This window comes from uncultured Roseibium sp. (genome assembly GCF_947499295.1).
Lineage (GTDB): Bacteria > Pseudomonadota > Alphaproteobacteria > Rhizobiales > Stappiaceae > Roseibium.
In genome coordinates this window covers 147,176-173,217 of the sequence record NZ_CANMNP010000010.1, presented here as the reverse complement: position 1 = coordinate 173,217, position 26,042 = coordinate 147,176, and the positions used below count along the sequence as shown (strand labels likewise).

The window sequence follows — 26,042 nt, the reverse complement described above, 5'->3', positions numbered from 1 at the left end:
GCATGAGCCGAATTGCCTATGTCAACGGTCAATATGTCCGTCATGCGGACGCTGCGGTCCATGTGGAGGATCGTGGGTACCAGTTCGCTGATGGCGTATATGAGGTCTGCGAAGTCTGGCAAAGCAAGATAGTCGATGTTCCTCGTCATCTTGACCGGCTCGACCGCTCCTTGAACGAGCTGCGCATTGATTGGCCAATGGCGCGCAACGCTGTCCAATTTGTGCTTCATCAGGTTGTGAGGCGCAACAAAGTACGCAATGGCCTCGTCTATATTCAGGTCACACGCGGCGTTGCCAAACGGGATCACTTTTTCCCACCCGAAGACGTCGCACCATCCATTGTCGTGACGGCCCGCTCCAGTGATCCTGCTGCTGCACAAGCCTCGGCCGATGAGGGTATCGGCGTCGTCAGCTATCCTGAAAACCGTTGGCCAAGAGTGGACATCAAGACGGTTGCGTTGCTTCCCAATGTTCTGGCCAAACAGAACGCCAAGGAACACGGCGGTAAAGAAGCCTGGTATATCGACAAGGACGGCAACGTGACCGAGGGTGGGTCGACGAATGCCTGGATTGTCACCAAGCAGGGCGTTCTGGTTACCCGGCCGGCGGAAAGCGGCATATTGCGTGGTATAACCCGAGCTGTCGTACTGGAACTTGTTCAAAAAGACGGGATGACCTTTGAAGAAAGGCCATTTAGTCTGGAAGAGGCATTCGAGGCCAAGGAGGCTTTTGTCACCGCGGCAACCACTGTGGTGATGCCTGTGACACGTCTTGATGGCCGGGTTATCGGAAATGGCCATCCGGGATCTGTTGCAACCCGATTGCGCGAATTGTTCCATACTGCTACTGATTTGCAGGCGGTATGATTCGATTGGCCTTGTTGGGCGGCGAATTCGAAACAATATAGAGCTGGGGCAGACAGCTCTTCTGGTGGGCAATGCAAAAAGCGAGCGGTTGTCAAACCTTAGCGTTTGAACTTGAACGTCTTTTGACGGTAAGCTGCTGTGGAACGCCGGATGCTCGGCCGCATCCGGGACAAATAGGATAAAAAGACTGATGGCTGAGCGCGCACAAAATCTCCAAGACACTTTCCTCAATCACGTTCGCAAGCAAAAAACTCCTCTGACAATTTTCCTGATCAACGGTGTAAAATTGCAGGGTGTCGTAACCTGGTTCGACAATTTCTGTGTCCTGCTTCGTCGCGACGGGCATTCTCAGCTTGTCTACAAGCACGCGATTTCCACAATTATGCCAAACGGGCCTGTTCAGTTGTTCGATCAGGCAGAGGAAAACGCTGAAAAGGCAAGCTGATTGAAACCGAAGTCTCGGGCAGACGATTTTTCAAAATCAAACGGTACTGAAGAGCCGGGCCAGAAATCACTTCGCGTGAAAGACACTGGGGTAGATCGTCTGCCTCAGCCTTTTCGTGCGATCATCCTAGAGCCAGTCCTCCAATTGCGGGCGGAGGGTTCCGGCGAACTGCGTGGCAATAGAAGCCCTGAGGCACGGCTTGGAGAAGCTGTTGGCCTAAGCGCTGCCATTAACCTCGACATCGTTCACTCAGGCGTTGTTCGGGTCAACAATCCCAAGCCAGCGACGCTCTTTGGTGAAGGCAAGGTAGCCGAACTTGCGGGTATTGTTGCCAGCGAAGATCTCGACCTTGTCGTCATCGACCATCCATTGACGCCTGTTCAGCAACGTAATCTTGAACGACGCCTTAAGACAAAGGTGATTGATCGTACCGGACTCATTCTGGAAATCTTTGGCGACCGGGCACGGACCAAGGAAGGCAAGTTGCAGGTCGATCTTGCACATCTTACATGGCAAAAGAGCCGATTGGTCAGGTCCTGGACCCACCTAGAGCGGCAGCGGGGCGGTGCCGGCTTTATGGGGGGGCCGGGTGAAACGCAGATCGAGGCAGACCGTCGCCAGATACAAGAGCGCATCATTGCGCTGCAGAAGCAGCTGGAAAGCGTCCGTCGAACACGTGATCTCCACCGTAAGAAACGCAAGAAGATACCGCAGCCTGTTGTGGCGCTTGTCGGCTACACCAACGCCGGAAAGTCTACACTTTTCAATCGGTTGACCGAGGCAGATGTCTTTGCCAAAGATCTCTTGTTTGCAACTCTTGACCCGACGTTGCGCAAGATAAAGCTGCCACATGGCAGGGAAGTTATCCTGTCGGATACGGTTGGCTTCATTTCCGATTTGCCGACCCATCTTGTTGCTGCTTTCCGGGCAACACTGGAAGAGGTGCTGGAGGCCGACCTTATTCTGCACGTCCGTGATATTTCGCACCCGGATACGGATGCGCAGGCGGAGGATGTCAAAAAGACCTTGAACGATCTCGGCGTTGACGCCCAAAACGGCGCTCCGGTCGTTGAAGTATGGAACAAGATCGACTGCCTTGATCCGGCGCTTCGGGAAAAATTACTCGAGGATGTCGGCCATGATGGGCCTGTTTCTCTGTCGGCTTTGACGGGTGAGGGTATCGATGGCTTGTCTGATCGCATCGACGCGTTCATGGCAAAGCACGACGATATCTTCTCCATTCAGATACCGGTTGCGGAAGGCGCTCTTCTGGCAAAGCTTTACCAGATGTCTGAAGTGCTGGAACGCTCAGATGCGGAAGACTTCGTGACGGCTGAGGTGCGTGTTTCCGACAAACAACGTGGGCCCTTCCGGGACTTGTTTTCGGAATATCTTGTCGATCTCGCTGGCCAGTTGGACACGGGCTCCGAAGACTGACGTTTCCAAAATGGCACCTGTGTGGAAGATCGCTTGATTGTGCGCATCGAGTCTAAGCTAATTTTCGAATTTCCTGGCGAAGAAGTAGCTAATTGTGGCCGTTACGAAGCTCACAAAGGCAATGAAGAAGATTGCCCAAACGGTTTCCTGCAGGTGGACAACGGCTGCCAAAAGCGCTGAAAGGCAAATCATCGTAAGTCTGCTAAACGATCTTGCCACCGCAATTCCTTTGACGCGCTGACCCTTTGGCGCAATTTCCATAAAATAGACTTGCAAGACCGCTACTATTCCGCGGACTGCCAAAGTGACCACGAAGATTGCGATGGCATGTATTCTCAAATCGTGTTGCAGGTTCAACATATGAAGTGTTGCCAGAATGGAACCGCAAAAGCCGACCAGAAGTGAACAGGTTATCATTACCATCCGGTGTGAAACGTTATTCAAGGTACCCCAAAGCGGACCTGCCACGATGTAGCCTAAGGCATAGGAGGTGACCATTGCCGTCAGCCCCTTGCTCGTCGTGTGGTGGGTCTCTGCAGCAATAAGGGCGAAGAACGGAACGGCGAGTATCACAGCTGAAAACACTGTCGTGATGACCACATACTGGCGAAACCATGATTGATTCATCATGGCCAGCACGTTGAGATAGTAGTTTCTGGCCAATCTAAGCGGAGACCGCGTTGCCGATGGCCGTGCTGCGTTGGTTGGAGCACTGTCTTCCACGGCCAATATTGTAAGTGCTGATAGAGCGAAACAGGCGATGCCGATCGTAACCACAATGGAGTGCCGACTAAGTGGGGGCAATTCCAGTGTGAGCTCATGCGCGATCCAGGCCAAGGCAACGCCAAATCCGCCACCAATCGCCATCTGCGTGTATTGAAGCAACAAACGCGATTTTGATTGCAAGTTGTCTGCCAGAAAGTCAGTCATCAGCAAATGCTGAAATTCGTCGGCGACTCCCATTGTGAAAATGCAGACAACAAAGACGATACTTGTCTGGGTCTGAGTTCCGAAAAGCACAGAGACAATCGTAGCGCCAAAGCAGAGCGCTAAGATCATGTCACACAGAGACAACGCCAACTTTCGATTTCTGATCTTGGCAATTCTCTCAAAAAGAAAGATGTCGGTCAGCGAGCTGGCAAGTTGTCGAACAGACACGAGGGCACCAACCAAAAAGACTGGCATTCCGACTGATACCGCCAGAAACGTGATGACAATCGACGGGCTCGCCATTGTCCAGGCTGTTTGTGCCAGACTTGTTTGCCCGGCCAGCAAAGACAAAGTTCGTCTTTCCGCTGAAGATGCAATGACGGCCAATTGTCACAAGCTCCGGATCGAAAATCACGTCTTACAATTGAAGGATATCTTGTCGTCGGCACGGAAAAAAGCAATTCGAATTTCAAGAACCAGGTTAGCCAAGCTGAATAGGAGACCATCCTGGGGTTCTAAAGTTCATGACTGTCTCTGCTTTGCTTCTTGCCAAGCCGCTTCCATTTCTTCGAGTGTCATGTCCTGAAGCGTGGTGCCAGTTCGGCTTGCCACGTCTTCAATTGCGGCAAACCGGGTACGGAATTTTCTGTTTGTCCGGCGCAAGGCTTCTTCGGGATCAATGTCGAGGTGACGAGCGAGGTTGGCGAGTGCAAACAGGGTGTCACCAAGTTCGTCGCTCATGCGGTCCTTATCAGGGTCACCTTTGGCAAGTTCTGCATCCAGCTCGTGCGTTTCTTCCCGGATTTTGTCCAGCACGAGCCTGGCATCATTCCAGTCGAAACCGACTTTGGAGGCCCGGCGCTGCAGTTTGTCGGCTTCCTGTAGGGCTGGAAAAGCGGTTGGAACATCGTCAAGATAGCCTTTGCTCGGCTCAGCAAGTCCGCGAGCTTCGCGTTCGGCCTGCTTTTCAGCCCGCTCTTCTGCTTTGATCCGCTCCCAGATACCTTTGACGTGTTCCGCCTTTTCACCGTTTTCATCGCCGAAAACATGAGGATGGCGACGGATCAGTTTTTTGGTGATGCCTTCAACGACGTCGCCGAAATCAAAGTGCTCGTCTTCCTCGGCCATGCGCGCGTGATAGACCACCTGGAGCAACAAGTCGCCGAGCTCTTCTCGCAATTCCAGAAGATCATTTTTTGCGATTGCATCTGCAACTTCGTAAGCCTCTTCGAGCGTATAGGGAGCAATAGTCGAAAAGTTTTGCTCCAGATCCCAGGGACATCCGGTTACGGGCGTTCTCAGGGCCGCCATGATTTCGATGAGGCGGGAAATGTTGCGGCTGGGTGTCATTGGCAAACCTATAAACAATGAGAGGCACCAAAATAGGTGCCTCTGATTTGCACACTTAAAGCCGGCTCACAAGGACTTAACCCCTTATGGACGGATGCCAGAACGTTACGGCCCGCTCTATCAGAGCCACAGCGCCGTAGAACAAAGATCCTGCAAGAGCGGCAACGGCGATTTCCGCCCACACCATATCAACATTCATGCGGCCGACTTCCGTTGAGATCCGGAACCCCATGCCAACGATCGGTGTGCCGAAAAATTCGGCCACGATTGCTCCGATCAAGGCAAGGGTCGAATTGATCTTCAACGCGTTGAAGATGAACGGCATAGCCATGGGCAGGCGCAGTTTGAAGAGAGTTTGCCAGTAGTTGGAGGCATAGGTGCGCATCAAGTCACGCTGCATGGCATCCGACGCAGCAAGGCCTGCTACCGTGTTCACGAGCATTGGGAAGAACGTCATGATGATGACGACGGCTGCTTTGGATGGCCAGTCGAAGCCGAACCACATCACCATGATCGGTGCAACACCGATGATAGGAAGGGCCGATACCAGATTGCCAATGGGCAAGAGACCCCTTCTAAGAAACGGAACCCGGTCAACGAGGATTGCGATCAGGAACGCTGAACCGCAGCCGATGATGTAGCCTGCGAGAACCGCTTTCAGGAAGGTTTGCTGGAAATCAGCCCATAGCGTTGGCACTGAATTGATGAGCCGCAACCAGATTTCAGATGGAGCAGGCAACAGCACTTTCGGCACGCCTGCACCAGTTACCACGAGTTGCCAAAGAACTAGTAGCGTAATGCCGAAAATGGCTGGTATCGCCAAATTCACTATACGGGCCAAGCTCTGCGAGCGGCTTTTCCAGAGCGCCAGTCTTTCTACAAAAAGCCAGGAGGCGGCCCAGGTCGCGACAACCAGCGCCCAAAAACCCAGTTTTGCTTCCCCGACATGTTGCGACACCGTTGAAACCAATAGCCAGGCTGAAGTCGCCGCGACCAGCCCGAGTATGAGATCTCCTATCAAGTTGCGCATGAAGCCGAGTTCATACCGGACACCGGCAATCGCAAGGATCACGAGGCAAACAGCCAGGCTCGGAACGTCCATGACACCGTAGTCAGGGCCGAATATGGGGCTGAAAAGCCCGACAATCACCATGAGCACAACAAACCAGGCAAGAAGGGCTGGCATATCAATTCTGCGCTTGGCGGCCGTTTGTATGCTCATCTTGCCATCCCCATGCGCTTGAGGGTTTGTTTTTCCAGAACTCCGATCAGCGCGACAAGAGAACCGGCAAGGAAGGCCGCCATGAGCAAGGCGGACCAAATCTGAATGGTTTGGCCGTAGTAGGAACCAGCAAGAAGTCTTGCCCCAAGCCCTGCAACAGCGCCGGTCGGCAGTTCACCAACGATGGCTCCAACCAGTGAAGCAGCCATGCCGATCTTCATGGACGTGAAAAGGAACGGCACTGCATAGGGAAGGCGGAGCTTCCAGAAGGCCTGAACGCGGGAGGCAGAATAGGTGTGCACCAGATCCATGTGGATCACTTCAGGTGACCGCAACCCCTTCACCATGCCGACTGCGACAGGAAAGAAGGACAGGTAGGTTGAGATAAGAGCCTTGGGCAGCAATCCGGATATCCCGACGGCATTCAAAACGACGATGATCATCGGTGCGATGGCAAGGATCGGAATTGTTTGCGAAGATATGATCCAGGGCATCAGAGATTTGTCGAGAACCCGGGAATGAACGATGCCGATCGCAAGCAAAATGCCGAGAGTCGTTCCGATCAGAAAGCCCAACAGGGTCGAAGAAAGAGTGATGCCACTGTGAAAGATCAGGGATCGTTTGGACGTGATCTTTTTTTCGACTGTCGTGTTCCAGATTTCAACGACAACCTGGTGAGGCGCAGGCAGTACAGGCCGTTCCTGGGCAAGCGTGTCGGTGACCAGCTGACTGAGAGGAACATCAGTCTGGCTTGCGCGCTCATAGATCTCTTGCTGAAAGGGCGTGTTGAGTGCCACGGCGGCCATGTACCAGATCGCTAGAATAGCAGAGACGACAACTACAACAGGGCCAACGGTTCCGGACATCAGGCCGGCAAAGGGGTTGCTGCTGCGGGTGGTAGGAAGAGACACGTCGGTCATTGGTTCGCTCCGCAGGCGGTCATGTCTTCTTCAAGCGTGCCTATTGTCTCGTCAGCCATGGTTGCTTCAGTCTTCATAGGAATGACCGGCACGTAGGCCGTCGCGCACCCGGTGAGCGATCTTCAGGAATTCGGGCGTTTCGCGAATGTCCAGGTTTCTTTCGCGCGGCAGATCACTGTCGATAACGTCATAGATGCGGCCGGGGCGGGGGCAGAGCACGACGATTTTGCTCGAGAGAAAAACGGCTTCCGGGATTGAGTGAGTCACGAAAACGACTGTCTTGTTGGTTTTAGCCCACAACTGAAGCAATTGTTCATTCAGGTGATCGCGCACGATCTCATCCAGGGCACCGAATGGCTCGTCCATAAGGAGCAGATCAGGTTCAACGGCCAATGCGCGTGCAATGGAGGCACGCTGTTGCATTCCGCCGGAGAGTTGCCAGGGAAACTTCTTTTCAAATCCGGAAAGGTTCACCAGATCCATGTTCCGGGCGATGCGATCCTGCTGTTCGGCTTTGGGCAGTCCCATGATTTCAAGTGGCAGAGCGACATTCTTGGCGATCGTGCGCCAGGGATAGAGAGCTGCTGCCTGAAAGACATAGCCATAGGCGCGGTTCAGGCGCGCCTCTTCCGGTGAAACGCCGTTGACTGTGATCGATCCTGCCGTTGGTCGTTCAAGATCGGCGATCACGCGCAACAACGTGGTCTTGCCGCAACCGGATGGACCGATAAACGAAACGAAATCGCCTTCATCGATTTTGAGGTCGATGTCGGCAAGGGCGTGAACCGGCCCGTCATTGGTTTCGAACGTAAGCGACAGATTGTCGATGTCGATAACGCGTTTCGGGCTGGCGCTGGTCGTCTGTTCCACCGTTCCGGTGTCCTTTGCGCTGGCAAGAGCAGTCATTCATTTCCTCGCTTACGAGCCATTGGGCAATTTGCCGGAAAACCGGCTTTCCCCTAACCCGGTTCCCTCCCCAATCGGGGAGGGAAAGTCTTCAGTCAAACACCGCTGGCCGGAATTCCCGTGCGTTCCACTTTGCGCGGAGCGGTCAGTTCTTTCCACGTGGAAAGTGCTTTGTTCACAGCCTGGAATGGTTCGCGGGCAACAAATTCACCATGACCCTGCTTGTGGTTGACCGTGCCGTCTTCGACCGCAACACGTCCACGTGTGAGAGTGTAACGCGGAAGCCCTTTGACGGCCTTGCCTTCAAAGACATTGTAGTCAATCGCCGACTGCTGGTTGGCAGCCGTGATTGTTTTTTCCTTGTTTGGATCCCAAACCACAAGGTCAGCGTCTGCTCCTACTAAAACTGCGCCTTTTTTCGGATAGATATTCAGGATTTTTGCAATATTGGTTGAAGTAACTGCGACAAATTCGTTTGGAGTCAAACGCCCGGTTCCAACGCCGTAAGTCCAAAGCATTGGCATGCGGTCTTCCAAGCCGCCGGTCCCGTTCGGGATCTTTGTAAAATCACCTACTCCGGTTCGTTTCTGGTCGGTTGTGAAAGCGCAGTGGTCGGTCGCAACAACCTGCAGGGACCCGGAGGCCAAGCCCGCCCAAAGGCTGTCCTGGTGCTTCTTGTCGCGGAACGGCGGCGACATGACGCGCCGCGCGGCGTGATCCCAGTCGGCGTGCTTGTATTCGCCATCATCAAGGGTCAGGTGCTGGATCAGCGGTTCACCATAAGCGCGAATGCCGTTCTGACGCGCCCTGCGGATCGCTTCGTGCGCCTGCTCTGAGGAGGTGTGCACGATATAGACGGGTACGCCCGCCATGTCGGCGATCATGATGGCGCGATTGGTTGCTTCGCCTTCCACTTCAGGTGGACGGGAGTAGGCATGCGCTTCCGGTCCGTTGTTGCCTTCCGCCAGCAGTTTTTGCTGAAGCGTTGCAACCACGTCGCCGTTTTCGGCATGGACCAGCGGCAGTGCGCCAAGTTCCGCACAGCGTTGGAAGGAGGCGAACATTTCATCATCGTTCACCATCAGAGCGCCTTTGTACGCCATGAAGTGCTTGAACGTGTTGATGCCCTTTTTCTGGACCACTTCCTGCATGTCATTGAAGACCTGCTCACCCCACCAAGTGATGGCCATGTGGAAGGAATAGTCGCAATGCGCCATTGTGGACTTGTTGTCCCACATCTGCAGCGCTTCGAGCAGCGACTGACCAGGTGAGGGCAGGGCGAAGTCGACGACCATTGTCGTACCGCCGGAAAGGGCCGCCCGGGTTCCACTGTCGAAATTGTCTGATGAGAAGGTGCCCATGAAGGGCATTTCCAGATGCGTGTGCGGGTCAATGCCGCCCGGCATGATGTAGCAACCGGTCGCGTCCAGGGTTTCGTCACCTGAAAGGTTCGGGCCGATTTCGACAATACGGCCGTCTTCGATCTTCACGTCGGCTTCATAGGACAGGTCGGCAGTGACAACCGTGCCACCTTTGATCACTTTGCTTGCCATCGTCGTTTCCCTCTCGTTCACATCCGTTTCACCGGCAAGTTTGCCTGGTTGGTCATTCAATTGGTTTCAGGGCACCAAAGTGCCGGGGCCGTCAGGTCGCGGTCTTTGAGGACCATCGAGATACCGTATTTTTCGGCAATGACGCACGCTTTGGTGAAATGTATCGGCTTGTCGGTGTATTCTGCATCAAAGATGGCTTTGCCGGCGTCATTGTAGGCTGCGTAAGCCTTGCAGGTTCGGTCCTGATAACAGCTTTCCGCGATGGCAAAGTCGAGCACGTCAATCAGATTCTCAGTCAGGTCCGGTACATTTTTCTGTCCGATTTTCAAGCCGAGACCGCGTGCCGTGCCGGCAAGCAAGCGAATATAGGCCACCGTGTGTTCCTCTGTAATCGGGAACCCGCTGTCATTGTCATGGACATCCATGTTGTCCGGCTCAATCGCATCGAAACCCATAGCCTTGCAACTTTCAAAGCGAGCTGCCATCAGCGGCAACAGGACATCGAGCCGACGAATGTCGAGAAAGCGTTCATCAGGCCAATCGTCATAAGTCTTGCCGACGACTTCTGCCGGAAAGTTTGTTCTGTCAGGTGATGTTCTTTCCAGCGTACCAACGCTGACATAGCAAATTGTCTTTATGCCCCTGGATTTCAGGGCTGCCACGTCTTCTGGCGATACAATGTCTGGGTGGAGGTCCAGCACTTCAACGGACCTGTTGAGATCAACAGGTTCCGTCAACTGCCAATCCCAACTGTCGCCAACGGAAAAGGCGAGGGCGGGCAGGGACAGCATGAGCAAGCTGCCTACCAGAGCCATGGCTTTTCCGGCAAATCGCATTATTCGACGATCTCCGCCGTTTCGACCACGGCATGGAAAAGAACATCCGCACCAGCTTTTGCCCAGTCCTTCGAGATCTCTTCAGCTTCATTGTGCGACAATCCATCAACACAAGGACACATGATCATTGCTGTAGGGGCGACTTTGTTGATCCAGCACGCATCATGTCCAGCGCCGGAAATGATATTCTGGTGGGAATAGCCAAGCCGTTCGGCAGCATTTCTGACTGCGTCGACACAGCCCTGATCGAACTCCACCGGATCAAAACCGCCGACTTTTTCAAACTCGACTTCAAGTCCCATCTCGTCGCAGATTTTCTTGCCGCCGATTTTCAGGCGATCTTCCATATCCTTGATGACGGCGATATCAGGTGACCGGAAATCGATGGTAAAGACGGCCTTGCCGGGGATCACGTTGCGTGAATTCGGATAGACGTCGATGTGCCCGGCCGCGCCGACAGCATGAGGAGCGTGAGACCAGGCGATTTCGTCGACCAATTCCAGAATGTGCGCCATGGCAAGGCCAGCATTCTTGCGCATCGGCATCGGAGTCGAGCCGGTGTGGCTGTCTTTTCCGGTTACGGTCACTTGCGTCCAGGAAAGGCCCTGACCGTGTGTCACAACGCCGATGTCCTTGCCTTCAGCTTCGAGGATCGGACCCTGCTCAATGTGAAGTTCGAACATGGCGTGCATCTTGTCCTTGCGAGCGCCGACTTCTTCGTCGCCCACCCATCCGATGCGCTTCAATTCATCACCGAACTTCTTGCCTTCCGCATCTTCGCGGTCATAGGCCCAGTTCTGGGTGTGAACACCTGCAAAGACACCGGAAGCTAACATGGCAGGCGCAAAACGCGTGCCTTCCTCGTTGGTCCAGTTGGTGACGACGATCGGATGTTTGGTCTTGAGACCAAGGTCGTTCATTGTGCGAACAAGTTCCAACCCGCCGAGAACACCGAGGATACCGTCGTATTTACCTCCGGTAGGCTGGGTATCGAGGTGAGAGCCTACATAGACCGGCAGTGCGTCGGGATCCGTTCCCGGCCGGGTCATGAACATGTTTCCCATGGTGTCAACGGCCATGGAAAGTCCGGCCTCTTCACACCATTTCTGAAAAAGTTTCCGGCCTTCCGAATCTTCATCGGTCAACGTTTGCCGGTTGTTTCCGCCAGCAACACCCGGACCGATCTTTGCCATCTCCATCAAGCTGTCCCAGAGCCTGTCCGGATTGATCTTCAAATTTTCGCCTGGAGCGGCCATATGCATGCCTCCTAGAAATATGTCGGTGTCGCGTTCACTGCCTGTCGTTCAGTCTATCGCATTCAAAACACTGCGCAATTTGCTGAACAACTCGTCTATCTGGCCCTTGGAGATGATCAAGGGTGGTGACAGGGCAATGATATCGCCGGTGGTGCGGATCAGGATACCGTCGTCATACGCCTTCAGGAAAGCTGAGAATGCTCTTTTGGTTGGCTCTCCGGCAATCGGTTCAAGTTCCACTGCGCCAATCAGACCAAGACTGCGGATGTCGATGACATGCGGGCAGTCCCTTAATGCATGCAATCCGTCTTCCCAGTGCTGGGCAAGCTCCGCTGCACGCGTCAGAAGGCCTTCTTCTTCATATGTGTCAAGGGTAGCAAGAGCCGCAGCGCAGGCGACCGGGTGAGCGGAATATGTGTAGCCATGGAACAGTTCGATCATGTGTTCCGGGCCCGTCATGAAAGCGTTGTAGATTTCTGCAGAGCAGAATACAGCGCCCATGGGCACAACACCTGAGGTCAGACCCTTGGCGGTCGTGACCAGATCAGGTGTTACCCCGAAAAAGTCTGTCGCGAAGGGAGAGCCAAGCCTGCCGAATCCGGTGATAACTTCGTCAAAAATCAGCAAAATGCCATGCTGGGTACATATTTCGCGAAGCCGTTCCAGATAGCCCTTAGGCGGTATCAGTACTCCTGTTGAACCGGCCACGGGTTCAACGATCACGGCCGCAATCGTGGACGGGTCGTGTAACTGAATGATGCGGATGAGATCCTCCGCGTATTCCGCGCCATTTTCAGGCATTCCCCGTGAAAATGCGTTGCGGTCCGGGTCGTGCGTGTGGCGCATATGATCGACACCCGCCAGCATGGTGCCAAATGTCTTACGGTTCGCGACGATGCCACCAACGGAGATGCCGCCAAAGCCCACACCGTGATAGCCGCGCTCACGCCCGATCAGACGTGTTCGCGTGCCCTGACCGATGGAACGCTGGTAGGCCAAGGCGATCTTCAGTGCTGTGTCGACGCTCTCCGAGCCGGAGTTCGTGAAAAAGACGTGATCGAGGGGGGAGGGCATCATCGCGGCCAAGCGGGCAGCAAGCTCAAATGCTTTCGGATGGCCCATCTGAAAGGCAGGCGCATAGTCGAGTGTCGCAATTTGTTTTTGCACGGCTTCAACGACCCTGGGTCGTGAGTGGCCTGCGTTGCAGCACCAAAGACCGGCAGTACCGTCAAGCACCTGACGTCCTTCTGCGGTCGTATAGTGCATATCCTTGGCCGAAACGAACATGCGCGGCGTTTGCTTGAACTGACGATTTGCCGTGAACGGCATCCAGAATGCTTCAAGATTGTTTGTGGCAGCGTGGCTCGATGCTGCCGGAGATGCCGGTGATGACATGCGTCCTCCTTGCGACCCATTGCTGCGCTCAAGGTCGACTGTTGATCTCAAAAAGAAAGGATGATGAGCAACGGCGCATTTGTGGCAATGCAACGCCGATCAGATCCTCTCCCCACACTGTCCCTCAAGATCCTCGGGCGGGCTCTTGCCTCTTCCTGACGATCCTTCTTTCTGGATGGCCCATGGCCAGTCACGGCTTGCCGCCGGATCACGACCATGATGGTCAGATGCTGCCGAACGTTCAAGAGTTGCCCATTGCGGGCGCTTTTGTGATCGACTAGCCTTCTGACCATCTGGTCAATTTACCCTAGGAGGGATTTGACCAAATGGTCAAGATGCAAATCCATTCGACATGACCAATTTGTGGTCACATGCCGATGCGAGGCGCAGCACCAGGTCCATACAGGCTGCTTCCAAGAGAGGAATCAGCTTACTTTGCGGATATCTAGAAGAGCGCCCACAAGGGCCGAAACGGACGAATTTGATGACAGGTCTGAGCGGGCAGGATACGGCATCACTGAAACCGGGTGGCATGAGCCGCATTCAGGAAAAGAACAGGACATTGATACTGGAAGCTGCGCTCAGTGAGTTTTCCAGAAAAGGGTTTTCGGGCGCTACCGTGGAGCGAATTGCAGCGGAAGCGGGCATGTCCAAATCCAACCTTCTTTATTATTTTTCTTCTAAGGAAGCGATCTACAGCGCGACATTGGCACATATTCTGGAAGTGTGGCTCGCACCGCTGAAGACGTTGAAACCTGATGGTGAACCTGCTTCAGAACTTGCCGACTATATTCGGCAAAAAATTGAAATGTCGGCGAGATTTCCAGAGGCTTCGCGACTCTTTGCCAATGAAGTGATGCAGGGCGCCCCACAGATCCTCCCAATTCTGGAAACGGATTTGAAGCGTCTTGTGGAAGAAAAGAGCCAGGTGATCGAGAACTGGATTTCTGCCGGAAAAATGCGAAAGGTCAATCCGCTTCACCTGATTTTCACTATCTGGGCAACCACTCAACACTATGCGGATTTTTCCGTTCAGATCAGGGCGTTGACCGGCAAAGACTTGAGCGATCCCGAATTTCATATGGAAACGGTTCAGGCCGTTACAACTCTGATCCTGAACGGTGTCGGGTTGGCCTTGCCGGATGCAAACGATCAAAGCCAATGACAGATGAACCTTCAGATCTGCCAGACAGTTCACGGATCGCTGTGACAAGTCGATACCATATATTGAAGGAAGATCTGTCGGAGGATTTCATCAGGGCCTCTGGGCCCGGTGGTCAGAATGTCAACAAGGTATCGACCGCTGTGCAGCTGCGCTTTGACCTGGCTGGAAACGAGACACTGCCGCAGGATATCAAATCGCGCGCTGCAAGGTTGGCCGGGAGTCGTCTGACACTAAGTGGCGAAATCGTGCTGCGGGCCGACAGATACAGAACCCGGGAGCGCAATCGTGAAGACGCTTTGGAGCGCCTGCTGGAATTGTTGCGAAAATCGACCGAAAGGCAAAAACCGCGCAAGGCGACCAGGCCAACCCTGGCGTCCAAGAAGCGCCGCCTGGAAGCAAAGAAACAACGGGGCAATATCAAGAAGATGCGGGGCCGGGCAGGACGGCAGGATGACTAAGTGTTCAGTCTGCTCGTCGCTTCAGTTACCTCGTCACGCTTGATCGCAATGCAGCTGGGAGCAAAGCGCTGTTCAAACAATTATTTCGATTTGGAGATCTGACAGGTCGACGGTCATTTTTGAGGATCGGCCGTTGCATTTTTCAGCGTGTCACCGGGAGATTCGTTGAACGCCTGACGATACATTTTCGAAAAATGGCTGACGCTCGAAAATCCGGATGCATGGGCGATTTCCGCTATTGTGTTGTGTTGACGCATAAGGATCAGATCCCGAGCTTGTTTTAAACGTACCGATCGAATGAAGGCTGCTGAAGTCAAACCGTTGACCTTCTTTATTCGCCTGCCCAGTGTCTTTTCACTCGTAGCCAGAGCCGCTGCCAGTTCTTTGACGCCGAAATTCTCGTCGTCAATATGATCCTGAACACAATCTGTAGCCTGTTCGAGAAATCGTTTTTCCGCCGGCGCCAATAGCTTGTTGGTCGGATCTTCCGTTAAAATCGTTTCCAATGCGTCTATACGTGCACCGGTGTCTTTAAGGGCCGCTGCCTGCACGGTTACATCGCTCCGCAATAGGTTGGCTTCCATGATCGCAGCATGCTTTTGGCTCTGCATGGTTTTGACCATGACGGAAATCGCAATTAGCATGAATGTCGTTTCCCCAATGATCGCAATGTAATAGCCCCAGGAAATTGGGTAGCGAATGATGAGTTCGTAGGCGTAGGTGGCGTTGGTAATTTCAAGTGGGAAAGAGAAAAAGTAGACCGCGACAACCAGGCCGCTGGTAAAGAACAATAACGAAAGAGCAATCGGCATTGCCTGTGGCAATCCTTCTCTGATTTTGTGCAGAGCGACGATCAACAGAACCAAGGGGCAGAAGAAGTAAATAACATGCAATGGCACTGCCAGTGTCCATGGATCCAGGACCGCAAGAACAGTTGAGATAATGGTGGTCACAGACAAGACGGAAAACAAAACCCTCAGGCGTTTCTGGCCTGCATCAACCTCGAGCAAAATTCTGCAGTATTGGACATTTGCAAAGGCCGCGACCCCGGTGAAAAAGAACATGACCGGCGACATCACCGATACGGGCAGGGTGATGCCCAGAATTTTATGAAGCCACCCATCATAGAGAAACGAGAACAAAAACTGACTGACGAGATAGAGCGAATAATATTTGTAAAAACGGGTTTCTATCTGACGAAAAATGATCAGGCTGAAGATCGTGATTGATAACACATAGCTCAAAAACAATGCATTCAATATCATCATGCCGGTGGACCAGTCTGCAAACAGGTCCGGCGTGATGATGACCGGTTTCAAAGTCGGTTCAACGGTTCCGGCAACACGAAGATAGAAAACTTTTCTCTCGTCTGGCCCCACAACAAGAGGCAGGCCGGGCTTCATGGAACGAGATGCTCTTTCCAATTGAGGAACGGTGCGGCCATCTCGAGCTATGAAGACTAATTCTTCTCGGGTTTGTTCATAAATAATTACGTCATCGAAAATGGTTTCAGCAAATGCGACCAGCCAGTGTTTTCTTGTTTCATGGTCGTTGTTTACAGCAAAGCGGAGCCATAGGGTTTGGCCGGGCAAAGGCGCTTGCAGCGCCGTGGCACAGGGAAGTCTGGTAAACTCCTTTTGGGTAATCTCACCGGTCTTCAGAGAGTCTGAGAGATCAATATAGTATTCCGCGTTCAGTGAGCGCAGTTGATCGCTTTGATTTTCCGAAAGAGTGTTTTCAAGTCCATTGATAAAACCGGTCGCGCATGTGTTTCCGGGATCTTCAGCTTTTGACTTAACAGTCGCTATGAAGATCAAGAATAGTGTGGCGAACACAAGCGCAGTTCGCAGTTTATATCTCTTCATGAACCTCTGAACTTCGATCTGACCGGCAGCTTGCACATTCGCGCGCATATCGGACAAATGCAAGCGCATATCCGTCAAAATACGGATGTCATATTCCAAACATTGCACGTGCTTGTCACAAAGCCTGACTGCTCCGGACCCGCTGCTGCATTCAGCATCATTCAGCGGGCACTCAACATGACTTTGTGACAATGAAGCGGCTTGATTTGACCTTCTATATGTTTGGACATCGCACGAGACATCTCTCGGTGTTGACAATAACGGCGGCAGCGCTGCCGTTGCCGGAATTCGCGACTGCGTGCAGGTGCCGGGCTAAGATCATTTTAGGCGCAGCAATTCTACTCGGTGTTTCAGCCGCGCCAAGCGTGTCGGCGGATTTCAATGTGTCAACCGAGGCGGAACTGCGTGGAGCGATCTTTGCTGCCAACACCAATGGTGAAGCGGACAATACGATCAACCTGTCTGGAAATCTTGCCGGGTCAAACGCACTGACTCAGTCGCTTCCGATGATCACTGGTGATCTGACAATCAATGGGAACGGCAACACTATTGATGCCAACGGCAATGGCCGCGTTTTTTTCGTCCAGGCTGGTACGGTTTCAATCAGCAACGTGACGGTGAACAACGCCGTTGCTCAGGGCGGTGCTGGCGGGAATGGTGACGCAGGCGCTGGCGGCGGCGGGCTTGGTGCCGGTGCAGCTGTCTTTGTGAACACTGGCGCTGTCGTAACAATCTCAGGTGTCAACGTCGGCGATGCCTCGGCAACAGGTGGAGCTGGTGGAAATGGTGGTGTCAATGACAACAGCGGCGGAGGAGGCGGCGGAGGAATTGGCGGAAATGGGGGACAAGGTAGTCTGGCTGCAAGCGGCTTTGGTGGTGTCGGCGGCGGCGGTGGTGGTTACGAAGGGAATGGTGGGGACGGTGGGTTCCTAGGTGACGGTAGCGGTGGCGGTGGCGGTGAATTTGGCAACGGTGGCAACGGTGGTACTGGTTTGGGCAGTGACGGTGGTGGCGGCGGTGGCGGTCAACAAGGCAATGGCGGCGACGGTGCATTCAAAACTGGCGGCGGCGGTGGCGGAGCGACTGCGAACGGAATGAACGCTAGTGTTTCAGCCGGCCTAGGCGGTGGAGCTGAAGGTGGCGATGGCGGTGACTTCAGTTCGGGCGAAGACGCAGCCGCCTTCGGTGGCGGTGGAGGAGGAGGAAATGAAACAGGAGGTAATGGCGCGTTCTCCGGTGGCGGCGGTGGTGGTACAGAACTGTTTTCTGGCGGTATTGGCGGTGTTGGCGGTGGCGGCGGCGGTGGTGGAAGTCTTGTTGCCGCGTCGAACAGGGGCGATGGTGGTGACTTTGGCGGCGGCGGCGGTGGTTTTAACGCAGGGAACGGAGGTTTTGGCGGCGGCGGCGGCGGTTCAAATACAGATGGGTCAATGGGCGGTGGGGGAGACGGAGGCTTCGGCGGTGGCGGTGGCGGTGGTGACCGCATTGGCCTGGCAGGACGCTTTGCCGGGCGAGGTGGAGTCGGTACGGGCGCTGATGGGGGCGGCGGCGCGGCCCTGGGCGGTGCAGTGTTCGTGCGCGATGGCGGCAGCCTGACGATCGCTGACACCGACTTTTCCGGTACCTACAATGTAACGGCAGGCAGCACTGGCGGCACTGGCAGCGCGACAGCTGGTCAGGAGCTGGGCCGGATTTTTTATCTTGATGGTGCGGGAACGACGACTCTGGAAGTCAATTCTGGTACCCGGGCGTTGGCTGGCTCCGATGCGATTGCTGGAACCGGGGCGATTTCAAAGTCAGGCACCGGTACATTGGTGCTGGCGGGCGACAATACCTATACCGGCGGCACAACGGTAAATGGGGGAACCCTGCAGCTTGGCGACGGCGGGACAACCGGTAGCGTCATCGGTGGTATCATCAGCAACGCTACACTGAGCTTCAATCGCTCTGATGTCGTCACATTTTCCGAAGTCATATCCGGCTCAGGGGGAGTCTCCCAGGCGGGAAGCGGTACGCTGGTTTTCACAGGCACCAACACCTACACCGGCGGCACGACGGTGACGTCGGGCACGCTCGCCAACCAGGGCACAATAGCCGGGGCTGTTGTCAATAACGCAAGTTTCACCAATCAGGCCGGGGCCACGACGGGGGCGGTAACCAGTGCCGGCACAGGATCGAATGCTGGCACGATTGCGTCTCTGATCAACACCGGTGGCACTTTCACCAACACGGGAACGATTGCCGCAGGCGCCTCCAACAGCGACGGCACGACAACCAACACCGGGGCGATTGGCGGCGCGCTTGTCGTCTCGGGCGGTGTGTTCAACCAGAACGCAGGCGGAACGCTTGTCGGCAACACGACTGTCAGCAGTGGACAGCTGAATGTGAATGGGACGGGTACACTTTCGTCTGTCAGCGTCACCGTCAACGGCGGAACGCTGTCCACCGATGGCGGATCGCTTGCGGCCACGGCCGGTGTTCAGGTGAATAGCGGTACCTTTCAGCTTGAGGGTGATGAGACGATCAACACACTGATCAATGCGGGGACGGTGGCAATTGGCGCGGGCAACACGCTTTCCGCAGCCGTCATCACCAATTCCAGCGGCACGATCCGAGTTCGTGAAAATGCGACGCTTCAGGGCACCGGCAATACACTGAATAACAGTTCTCTCATTGATGTTGCCACGAATGGCACGGTGAGCGATGCCGGAGCGATCAACAATCTGGCCAATGGCGTCATCAACTTCAATGGCCCCGGCGGCACAGCCACATTTGCCTCAACAACAACCGGTTCGATCTTCAATGACGGCACCATCAATGTCGTCGACGGCGATGTTCTGGTGACGGGCAACCTCACCAATCAGGGCAGCGGACAGCTCGATGTCGCTGGCGGTGACATGACCGGCATCGGCGTGCTGACCAACACCTCCACAGCCACGTCCGGTGTCTCGGTTGGAGAAGGGCGGATGCTGTCGGCCGATACGATCGTCAACAGCACAGGCGCGATGCTTTCCAATGCGGGAACGCTGACCGCGGCCAGCGGCTTGACCAACGCGACTGGCGCGACGCTCACGACCACTGGGACGTTGAATGGGGCGGTGACCAACAGGGGCACCCTCAATGCGACGGGCACGATCAACGGTGCTTTTACCAACGGGGGTGTCATTTCGACAGGCGGCAGCGGGGCTATTGCAGCGGTCACCATCAACGGCAATCTCGTACAGGCGGCCGATGGATCTCTTGTTGTCGATGTGGACGGGGCAAGCAGCACCAATGATCGTGTAACGGTCACCGGCACGGCAGATCTGGCCGGTACCGTCGATCTCAATCTGACAGGCGCTGATCCTGTCGGACTCTTTACGATCGTCAGTGCAGGGGGAGGGGTCACCGACAGCGGGCTTGCGCTCGGCACCATGCAGACCTTCACCAATCCGCTGACCGAGGTTCAACTGGTCTACCCAAACGCGAACGATGTGGCGCTCAACTTCAGCTTCAATGCCGAGGCAGGCACTTTCAACTCGAACCAGACAAACACCCTGACCACGCTCAACGCGATCAACAGCGGTGATACCGGCGAGACTGGCCCGATAATCCAGGGATTGTTCAATCTGGGATCTGTCGAGCAAATGAGGACAGCCCTCAATCAGCTTTCTCCGGAGATCGCGCTCAACACCGAGACGGCCTCTTTGTTCTCCGCGGCTAATTTTACGAACAGTCTGTTCTCGTGTCCCGTTGAAGGCGGGGCCCATGCGTTCATACGCGAGGGCGATTGCCTTTGGCTACGCCCGCAGGGGCGTCTTCTGAGTGTTGACGAAACAGTGGAACGGATCGGCTTTGAGGAACGCGTCGGAGGCGTTTCCGTTGGCGGGCAGTACCAGGTCTGGACAGACTGGCACGCCGGGTTCGGGCTTGGATACGAGCAGGGCACCCTGGACAGCAACGCCAGTGCCAGTGCCCGGAGCGACCGCTTTCATCTCGGGGGCACGCTGAAGTACCAACATGGTGCTCTGTTGATCGCAGGGGCTGTTTCCGGCGGCATCGGCGCTTATGAAACCACCAGAAGTGTCAACTTCGGCGGTCTTGGTGCGGTCAACAATGGCGACTACGACATCTCCTATGCAGGTGCCCAGATGCGTGCTGCCTATCTGCTGGAAGAAGGCGGTTTTTACGCCAAGCCGCAGGTGGATCTGTATCTTGCCTATCTTGACCGTGACGGCTTCGCAGAGACCGGCAACTCTGCGACGGCTCTCAGTGTGGACAGCTCCGAAGCGACGTATTTTTCGGTCACGCCCGCGATTGAAATCGGAAGCGATCATGCGCTGCCCAATGGCTGGACAGCCCGCATGCGCCTCAAGGCCGGTGTCACGCTTTCTTCGCAGGACCAGAACTCTCTGAACGCCCATTTTGCAGGTGCTCCGGCCGGCGCGCCAGGCTTTGAGAGCACGTCTGACGTGGACAACGTTCTTGCCGATGTGGAAGCCGGCGTGACGTTGCTGTCGGCCGGCAACACATCTCTCGAATTCGGCTATCAGGGCCGCTTGTCACCTGGTACGCGCCAGCATGGAGGTTTCATCAAAGCTTCGCTGAAATTCTAACGCGGCCTCGCCGTCAATCCAGCCTTTCCAATCTAAAAAGGAGTTTGACTATGAACCAGCTTAGCCACCGTTCAGCGTGGGCTCTCCTACCGTCAAGTTTGATCGCGGTGACAATTGCCTGTACTCCACCTGCTTTGGCGCAAACGAAAGCCAACACAGAAGCTGGAAAAAACGGCTCAAACTGGATTGTGAATTGCGGCAATCAGAGCGGGCAGGCGACCAGATTTTGTACCATGTCACAGACTATTCTTGAAACTCATTCGCGAAAACGGATAGTCAGCGCTACTATTGTAAAGGATAGCGGGGCCTGGGCCATGGGGCTATTGCTTCCTCATGGTCTCGATTTGACCTCTGGTGTAGCAGTCTCGATTGATGACGGAACGGCAACTCGATACCCGTTTAGGACAGCCGACAAACACGGCGCTTACGTGCGGGTTGCGCTGCCAACCAGAATGATTGCAGAAATGAAGTCGGGGCAGGTGATGCGGATTGGGGTTGTCAGCGTCGGAAACCAAAGTGCAAAAATGGAACTTTCACTGACCGGTTTCTCCGGATCCCTGGCGCTCATGGACCGATGAACGCTGCAATCAGGCACAGAAAGACTGAGATAGATCAGGTGTTCAAACCACTCAGGGCCTTTCGCTCAAATGAATGCCTGCGATCATGCAACGGACGGAGCCACCGGCAAGCTCTATGGTCGGGATGTTGAGCGGCAACAGTGAAACATGAGCTTCAAGAAGTGCTTTCTGGCTCGCATTCAGCGATGCCAGGGCTCGTTGAGACAAGGCCAGTACCGGGCCATCTGAGCCGGACAATTCAATTGCATTTCCCGCAAAATCAGCGATCTGCTGCTGCGAAAGTTCGATGACTTCGCGATGTCCGCCATGGATACGGTCAAGGACTTCCTTTCTGCGTACCCTGTCTGAAATGCAATTGCTTCCTATCATCGCAAATCCGGTTCCAATGCACATCAAAACGTTGGTGTGATAGATAGGCGTTCCTGACAAATCGAAAGCATCGAAAACCATTGGTTCGTAGTCGAAGTGCGCGCAAAAGCGCTCCAGCAAGACTTCGCTGGTTCGTCTGGACCGGGCCGCATAGGCGACACGTTCCAGATGGTCGATGACCATGGCACCCGTGCCTTCCAGAAAGAGGCTGTCTTGTTCCAGACCGGAATAATCCCTGATGTCCTGAACTCGAAATCTCTGTTTCAGCAGCTCCAGCACGTCGTGCCGGCGTTCTGATCGTCGGTTGGGCGAGTACATTGGATAGACGGCAACATGGCCGCCTGAATGCGTGGAAAACCAGTTGTTTGGAAAGACTGAATCCGGCGTTGCGGCGCTTTTATCCTCAAATAGATGAACCCTGATACCAGAATCTGACAGTGCGCTGACGGCTTGTGTCACCTCACTATGAGCTTGCGAAGCGGTCTGTTCCGCCGTGCTGCCGGCAGCCTGTCCCTGAAACGTATTGTCTTTGGCTGTCTGGATGTTTGGTGTGAAATGATGAGGCCTGATCATCACCACCGATTTTGGCGCTTGTATCGAAATGTTGTGCATCTAGTTCTCCGGCGACTTCAGGTGCCTGCGCAACGATAAGCCTTCGAATTTGCAAATGTTATAGCCAAGTTATACATTATGTCAGCTACATCTGAGCAAAATGCTATCCCTTGACGAGCAAAGTGCAATGCATGTTTTTGACAAACTCGATCGCCAGCTGATTGCGATTTTGAGAGAGGATGGGCGGGCACCCGTCGCCAAGCTTGCCACGGTCCTCAACGTCTCCAGGGCGACGGTGCAAAACCGGCTCGACAGGCTATTGGACAGCGGTGCCGTTCTGGGCTTTACCATTCGCGCAAGAGAAGACCACGGTCCAGATGGTGTGCACGCAATCATGATGATCGAAGTTTCAGGCAAGTCGACAACCAGCGTCATTCGAAAGTTGCGCGGTCTGCCGGAACTGCGACAACTTCATTCGACCAACGGCAAATGGGATCTCGTCGCGCAATTGACCGCCGTCAATCTCACGGACTTTGATCGAGTGCTCAGAGATGTCCGAGGCGTTGACGGGATCACAAACAGCGAAACATCAATCTTGCTGAGTTCCGTCTGACTTGTGTCTGGCGAACTTCTTCGTTCACGGGAGACAGTCAAGACGATGAGCGGAACCGCATTCATCGCTTTTAATGCTAAAACCGGATGCAGGTGCAATATTCGAAGTCCGTTGGAAATGTGACATTCGGCTTCCGCCATTTTCCGTAGCAGTTAGCACCCAATGCGTTCAGCTGAACCTATGCGCATTGGAAGAGAAGGCACGGGCCAAGATCCTGCTACTAGATAAAGTTCTTGATTTTGGTCACGTCAATACATTCGATGTTTGCTCGACATTCTCTCGATCTTGAAAGGCAAGAACTTCAATCCACTTTCAGACATGCTCGCTCGTCGACACCCATCTAATACGCAATCTCCTAGGGCTCAACAAAGCGGGAAGTCAGACATTCTTGAAAAGACCGACACCCGTAGAGCAGCAAATGGATGGCCGCATGCTAATTTCGCATAATCAATATTATGGAACTTTTTTATCTGATCAGGAATAGTCATGAAACCAAGGGCTTATTGTTGCCAGCGACACAACGATCCCTGCAACGCATCACGATCAATCAGAAAAGCCACTTAGACTGTGCTCGATCTCATCCGACGTGTCTATGACCTGTCGCGCGACTTCAAACGCAAATCCAGCACGGCACATCGCAGCCAGATCTTTTTCCCGGCGTAGCTCACGATCTGAAGATTTGCGATACGGACCGAGACGTCGTCGACGCGCAAATGCAATAGCTGCCTCAAGCTCGACTTCATCGTCACTTTCAAGCACGTTTTGCAGAGTGTCTCGGTCGACACCCTTGGCAATCAGCTTAGCCTCAATTTTGCGTTTGGATCCGCCGCGCCGTCGCATGCTGGCAGCCTTGGTCTCAGCGTAGTGTAGATCATTGATCAAGCCAGTCTCGACACACAGTGCAACAACGCGGTCAATTATCGGGTCGTAGTCTTCCGGATCCAACTCAAGACTATGGCAGGCCTTGAAGACCTTCCTTTGAAGAACCTTTTGAAGATTGGCTGCGGATGACGCGTAACGTTCCAGATAATGAAGCGCTGAACGCTTCAGCCGTTCTTCGGTCGGTTTTTTATAGCGCCGACTAGCTTGCATAGTCCGAGAGCACGATGTCGTCGTGGGTCTCTTCCAAAACCAGCTGCAGACCATCATATGCCGGTTCTATGGTTGCCGGCACCTCAGCGCGCAATGTCGCGTAATCCAAGTCATTGTGTAGATTGGTGAAAACAGCCCTTTTTGGAGCCAGTCGATCAGTCCATTCAAGCGAGTCCTGAAGGCAGAAATGGCTTGGGTGCGGCCGCCTGCGCAGACAGTCGAGCACCAGAATGTTCAGATCTTTCAAGGCCTTCTCGCTGTTTTCAGGGATGTCAGAGACATCTGGGACGTATGCAAGGCCGGACGTCTTGAAACCCAGGGCATTGATTTCGCCGTGAATGACTTCAATTGGCTCAAAGTTTAGAGTTCCACCAGCGCCGGTAATTTCTATTGGTTTTCCGATTTGAATGGGCTGATGCTCAAGTATGGGTGGGTAATTGGAGCCTTTGGGCGTTTCAAAGCAATAAGAAAACGCAGAATATACTCTTTCGTACGTTTCCAAGTCCATGAAAACGTTAGTTTTTTTTCCGTTTCTGACCCAGAATCCGCGCAGGTCGTCAATTCCGTGCACGTGATCGGCATGAGCGTGGGTGTAGAGGACTGCATCGATGTTCTGAACATTGGCTGCCAGGAGCTGTTGTCTCAGGTCCGGTCCAGTGTCAATCAACACAGTTGTACACTTGTCGTCCACACGCTTTTCCACAAGCATTGCACAACGCAAACGCTGATTTTTCGGCTCGCCAGGATCGCAGTCACCCCAGTCGTTGCCAACGCGCGGCACGCCGCCGGATGACCCGCATCCCAAGATGGTCGCTGTCACCGTCATTGAGCGGCTACTTGGGTGAGTTTTGCAGGATTCGGGACCTTTTTGAACAGACGAAAAAAGTTTTCGGTCGTTTGGCGTGCAATTTCGCCTTCAGAAACACCTCGGGTTTCGGCCAAAACAGCGGCGGTCATTGCAGTGTAAGCCGGTTCGTTACGCTTTCCGCGCTTGGGTTGCGGCGCCAGATAAGGCGCGTCGGTCTCAACGAGTAACCGGTTTGCTGGCAAATCGCGCGCGATATCGCGCAATTCTTCTGATCGTTTGAATGTGAGGATACCGGAGAAAGAAACGTAAAGTCCAAGTTCAATGCCGGTTAGGGCGAGGTCGCGCCCGGACGAAAAGCAGTGAAGAAGTGCAGGAAATGCCCCCTTCCCCATTTCTTCACGCAGAATAGCGGCCATGTCTTCATCAGCATCTCTTGCGTGAATGACCAACGGCAGCCCTGTTTGCCGCGCAGCTTCGATATGGATGCGCAGTCCTTCAGCCTGCGCATCTCGCGGCGCCTTGTCATAGAAGTAGTCGAGACCTGCCTCTCCGATCGCGACCACCTTTGGATGAGCTGCAAGTCTCACAATTTCATCAACCGGAATGCCGCGTTCGGTGCCAGCGTTGTGAGGGTGCGTACCGACGGAGCAGTAGACATTGTCATACTCTTCGGCAATGGCGCGCACCTGATCAAATTTCCGCACGTGGGTGCAGATTGTGACCATCAATTCGACGCCTGCGGCCTTTGCCCGCGTGATCAGTTCGGCGCGTTCACCGTCAAAGTCGGGAAAGTCGAGATGGCAATGGCTGTCAACAAGCATGAAAATTCCA

Annotated in this window: 22 protein-coding genes; 8 read left to right on the top strand and 14 right to left on the bottom strand. The window is 54.2% G+C overall.

Annotation, left to right across the window (positions count from 1 at the left end; translation table 11 throughout):
• The first annotated feature begins 2 nt into the window (after window positions 1-2).
• From Q0835_RS16805 to hflX, 3 genes are all read left to right on the top strand, one after another.
• Window positions 3-866: a D-amino-acid transaminase gene (locus tag Q0835_RS16805; protein WP_298963141.1), complete on the top strand. Its 864-nt coding sequence runs from the start codon at window positions 3-5 to the stop codon at window positions 864-866.
• A gap of 187 nt (window positions 867-1,053) precedes the next feature.
• A complete protein-coding gene (gene hfq / locus Q0835_RS16800) occupies window positions 1,054-1,311 on the top strand; it encodes an RNA chaperone Hfq (protein ID WP_173006241.1) in 258 nt (85 codons plus the stop codon).
• 120 nt (window positions 1,312-1,431) lie between these two features.
• The gene (gene hflX, locus Q0835_RS16795) at window positions 1,432-2,748 is read left to right on the top strand and encodes a GTPase HflX (protein WP_298963254.1); all 1,317 of its coding nucleotides are present in this window, start codon (window positions 1,432-1,434) and stop codon (window positions 2,746-2,748) included.
• A 57-nt stretch (window positions 2,749-2,805) separates the two neighbouring features.
• Here hflX and Q0835_RS16790 read toward each other — a convergent pair whose 3' ends face one another.
• The 9 genes from Q0835_RS16790 to Q0835_RS16750 all read right to left on the bottom strand — a co-directional run bounded on the left by Q0835_RS16790 (window position 2,806) and on the right by Q0835_RS16750 (window position 13,116).
• Window positions 2,806-4,065: an MFS transporter gene (locus Q0835_RS16790; protein ID WP_298963140.1), complete on the bottom strand. Its 1,260-nt coding sequence runs from the start codon at window positions 4,063-4,065 to the stop codon at window positions 2,806-2,808.
• A gap of 135 nt (window positions 4,066-4,200) precedes the next feature.
• A complete protein-coding gene (gene mazG / locus Q0835_RS16785) occupies window positions 4,201-5,028 on the bottom strand; it encodes a nucleoside triphosphate pyrophosphohydrolase (protein ID WP_298963138.1) in 828 nt (275 codons plus the stop codon).
• A 76-nt stretch (window positions 5,029-5,104) separates the two neighbouring features.
• Complete coding sequence (locus tag Q0835_RS16780) at window positions 5,105-6,250, bottom strand: ABC transporter permease (protein ID WP_298963135.1); 1,146 nt, start codon at window positions 6,248-6,250, stop codon at window positions 5,105-5,107.
• Window positions 6,247-7,116: an ABC transporter permease gene (locus Q0835_RS16775; protein ID WP_298963251.1), complete on the bottom strand. Its 870-nt coding sequence runs from the start codon at window positions 7,114-7,116 to the stop codon at window positions 6,247-6,249. Before Q0835_RS16775 ends, Q0835_RS16780 begins: the two co-directional genes overlap by 4 nt.
• Before the next feature lie 120 nt (window positions 7,117-7,236).
• Window positions 7,237-8,076 carry an ABC transporter ATP-binding protein gene (locus tag Q0835_RS16770; RefSeq protein ID WP_298821896.1) on the bottom strand — a complete coding sequence of 280 codons (840 nt, stop codon included), beginning with the start codon at window positions 8,074-8,076 and terminating at the stop codon, window positions 7,237-7,239.
• Window positions 8,077-8,171: 95 nt separating this feature from the next.
• On the bottom strand, window positions 8,172-9,629 hold the full coding sequence (gene hydA / locus Q0835_RS16765; protein WP_298821895.1) for a dihydropyrimidinase: 1,458 nt from the start codon (window positions 9,627-9,629) through the stop codon (window positions 8,172-8,174).
• A 56-nt stretch (window positions 9,630-9,685) separates the two neighbouring features.
• Window positions 9,686-10,465, bottom strand: coding sequence for an endo alpha-1,4 polygalactosaminidase (locus tag Q0835_RS16760; RefSeq protein ID WP_298963133.1), 780 nt, complete (start codon window positions 10,463-10,465; stop codon window positions 9,686-9,688).
• Window positions 10,465-11,721, bottom strand: a complete 1,257-nt coding sequence (locus Q0835_RS16755) for a Zn-dependent hydrolase (protein WP_298821891.1) — start codon at window positions 11,719-11,721, stop codon at window positions 10,465-10,467. The genes Q0835_RS16760 and Q0835_RS16755 overlap by 1 nt, the downstream gene beginning before the upstream one ends.
• A gap of 48 nt (window positions 11,722-11,769) precedes the next feature.
• Window positions 11,770-13,116 (bottom strand): aspartate aminotransferase family protein, encoded by a 1,347-nt coding sequence (locus Q0835_RS16750; protein ID WP_298963131.1) that lies wholly within the window; start codon window positions 13,114-13,116, stop codon window positions 11,770-11,772.
• A 484-nt stretch (window positions 13,117-13,600) separates the two neighbouring features.
• Between Q0835_RS16750 and rutR the strand changes: the two genes are divergently transcribed.
• Both rutR and arfB read left to right on the top strand, forming a co-directional pair.
• Window positions 13,601-14,281: an HTH-type transcriptional regulator RutR gene (rutR, locus tag Q0835_RS16745; protein ID WP_298821888.1), complete on the top strand. Its 681-nt coding sequence runs from the start codon at window positions 13,601-13,603 to the stop codon at window positions 14,279-14,281.
• The gene (arfB, locus tag Q0835_RS16740) at window positions 14,278-14,739 is read left to right on the top strand and encodes an alternative ribosome rescue aminoacyl-tRNA hydrolase ArfB (protein WP_298821887.1); all 462 of its coding nucleotides are present in this window, start codon (window positions 14,278-14,280) and stop codon (window positions 14,737-14,739) included. The genes rutR and arfB overlap by 4 nt, the downstream gene beginning before the upstream one ends.
• A 113-nt stretch (window positions 14,740-14,852) precedes the next feature.
• Here arfB and Q0835_RS16735 read toward each other — a convergent pair whose 3' ends face one another.
• Window positions 14,853-16,640 (bottom strand): helix-turn-helix domain-containing protein, encoded by a 1,788-nt coding sequence (locus Q0835_RS16735; RefSeq protein WP_298963129.1) that lies wholly within the window; start codon window positions 16,638-16,640, stop codon window positions 14,853-14,855.
• Between the two features lie 347 nt (window positions 16,641-16,987).
• On the opposite strand from Q0835_RS16735, the gene Q0835_RS16730 reads away from it, so the two are divergent.
• Complete coding sequence (locus Q0835_RS16730) at window positions 16,988-21,199, top strand: autotransporter-associated beta strand repeat-containing protein (RefSeq protein ID WP_298963127.1); 4,212 nt, start codon at window positions 16,988-16,990, stop codon at window positions 21,197-21,199.
• Window positions 21,200-21,249: 50 nt separating this feature from the next.
• Entirely contained in the window at window positions 21,250-21,777 is a 528-nt protein-coding gene (locus tag Q0835_RS16725; RefSeq protein ID WP_298963125.1) for an invasion associated locus B family protein, read from the top strand.
• Window positions 21,778-21,828: 51 nt separating this feature from the next.
• Here Q0835_RS16725 and ctlX read toward each other — a convergent pair whose 3' ends face one another.
• Window positions 21,829-22,758 (bottom strand): citrulline utilization hydrolase CtlX, encoded by a 930-nt coding sequence (gene ctlX, locus Q0835_RS16720; protein ID WP_298822590.1) that lies wholly within the window; start codon window positions 22,756-22,758, stop codon window positions 21,829-21,831.
• A gap of 127 nt (window positions 22,759-22,885) precedes the next feature.
• On the opposite strand from ctlX, the gene Q0835_RS16715 reads away from it, so the two are divergent.
• The gene (locus Q0835_RS16715; protein WP_298963122.1) at window positions 22,886-23,311 is read left to right on the top strand and encodes an Lrp/AsnC family transcriptional regulator; all 426 of its coding nucleotides are present in this window, start codon (window positions 22,886-22,888) and stop codon (window positions 23,309-23,311) included.
• Window positions 23,312-23,854: 543 nt separating this feature from the next.
• Here the strand turns inward: Q0835_RS16715 and Q0835_RS16710 are convergent.
• The 3 genes from Q0835_RS16710 to Q0835_RS16700 are packed head-to-tail and all read right to left on the bottom strand — an operon-like array spanning window position 23,855 to window position 26,032.
• Complete coding sequence (locus Q0835_RS16710; RefSeq protein WP_298963120.1) at window positions 23,855-24,403, bottom strand: RecX family transcriptional regulator; 549 nt, start codon at window positions 24,401-24,403, stop codon at window positions 23,855-23,857.
• A complete protein-coding gene (locus tag Q0835_RS16705; protein ID WP_298963118.1) occupies window positions 24,393-25,229 on the bottom strand; it encodes an MBL fold metallo-hydrolase in 837 nt (278 codons plus the stop codon). The genes Q0835_RS16710 and Q0835_RS16705 overlap by 11 nt, the downstream gene beginning before the upstream one ends.
• Entirely contained in the window at window positions 25,226-26,032 is an 807-nt protein-coding gene (locus tag Q0835_RS16700) for a TatD family hydrolase (RefSeq protein ID WP_298963115.1), read from the bottom strand. Before Q0835_RS16700 ends, Q0835_RS16705 begins: the two co-directional genes overlap by 4 nt.
• Window positions 26,033-26,042 lie beyond the last annotated feature (10 nt).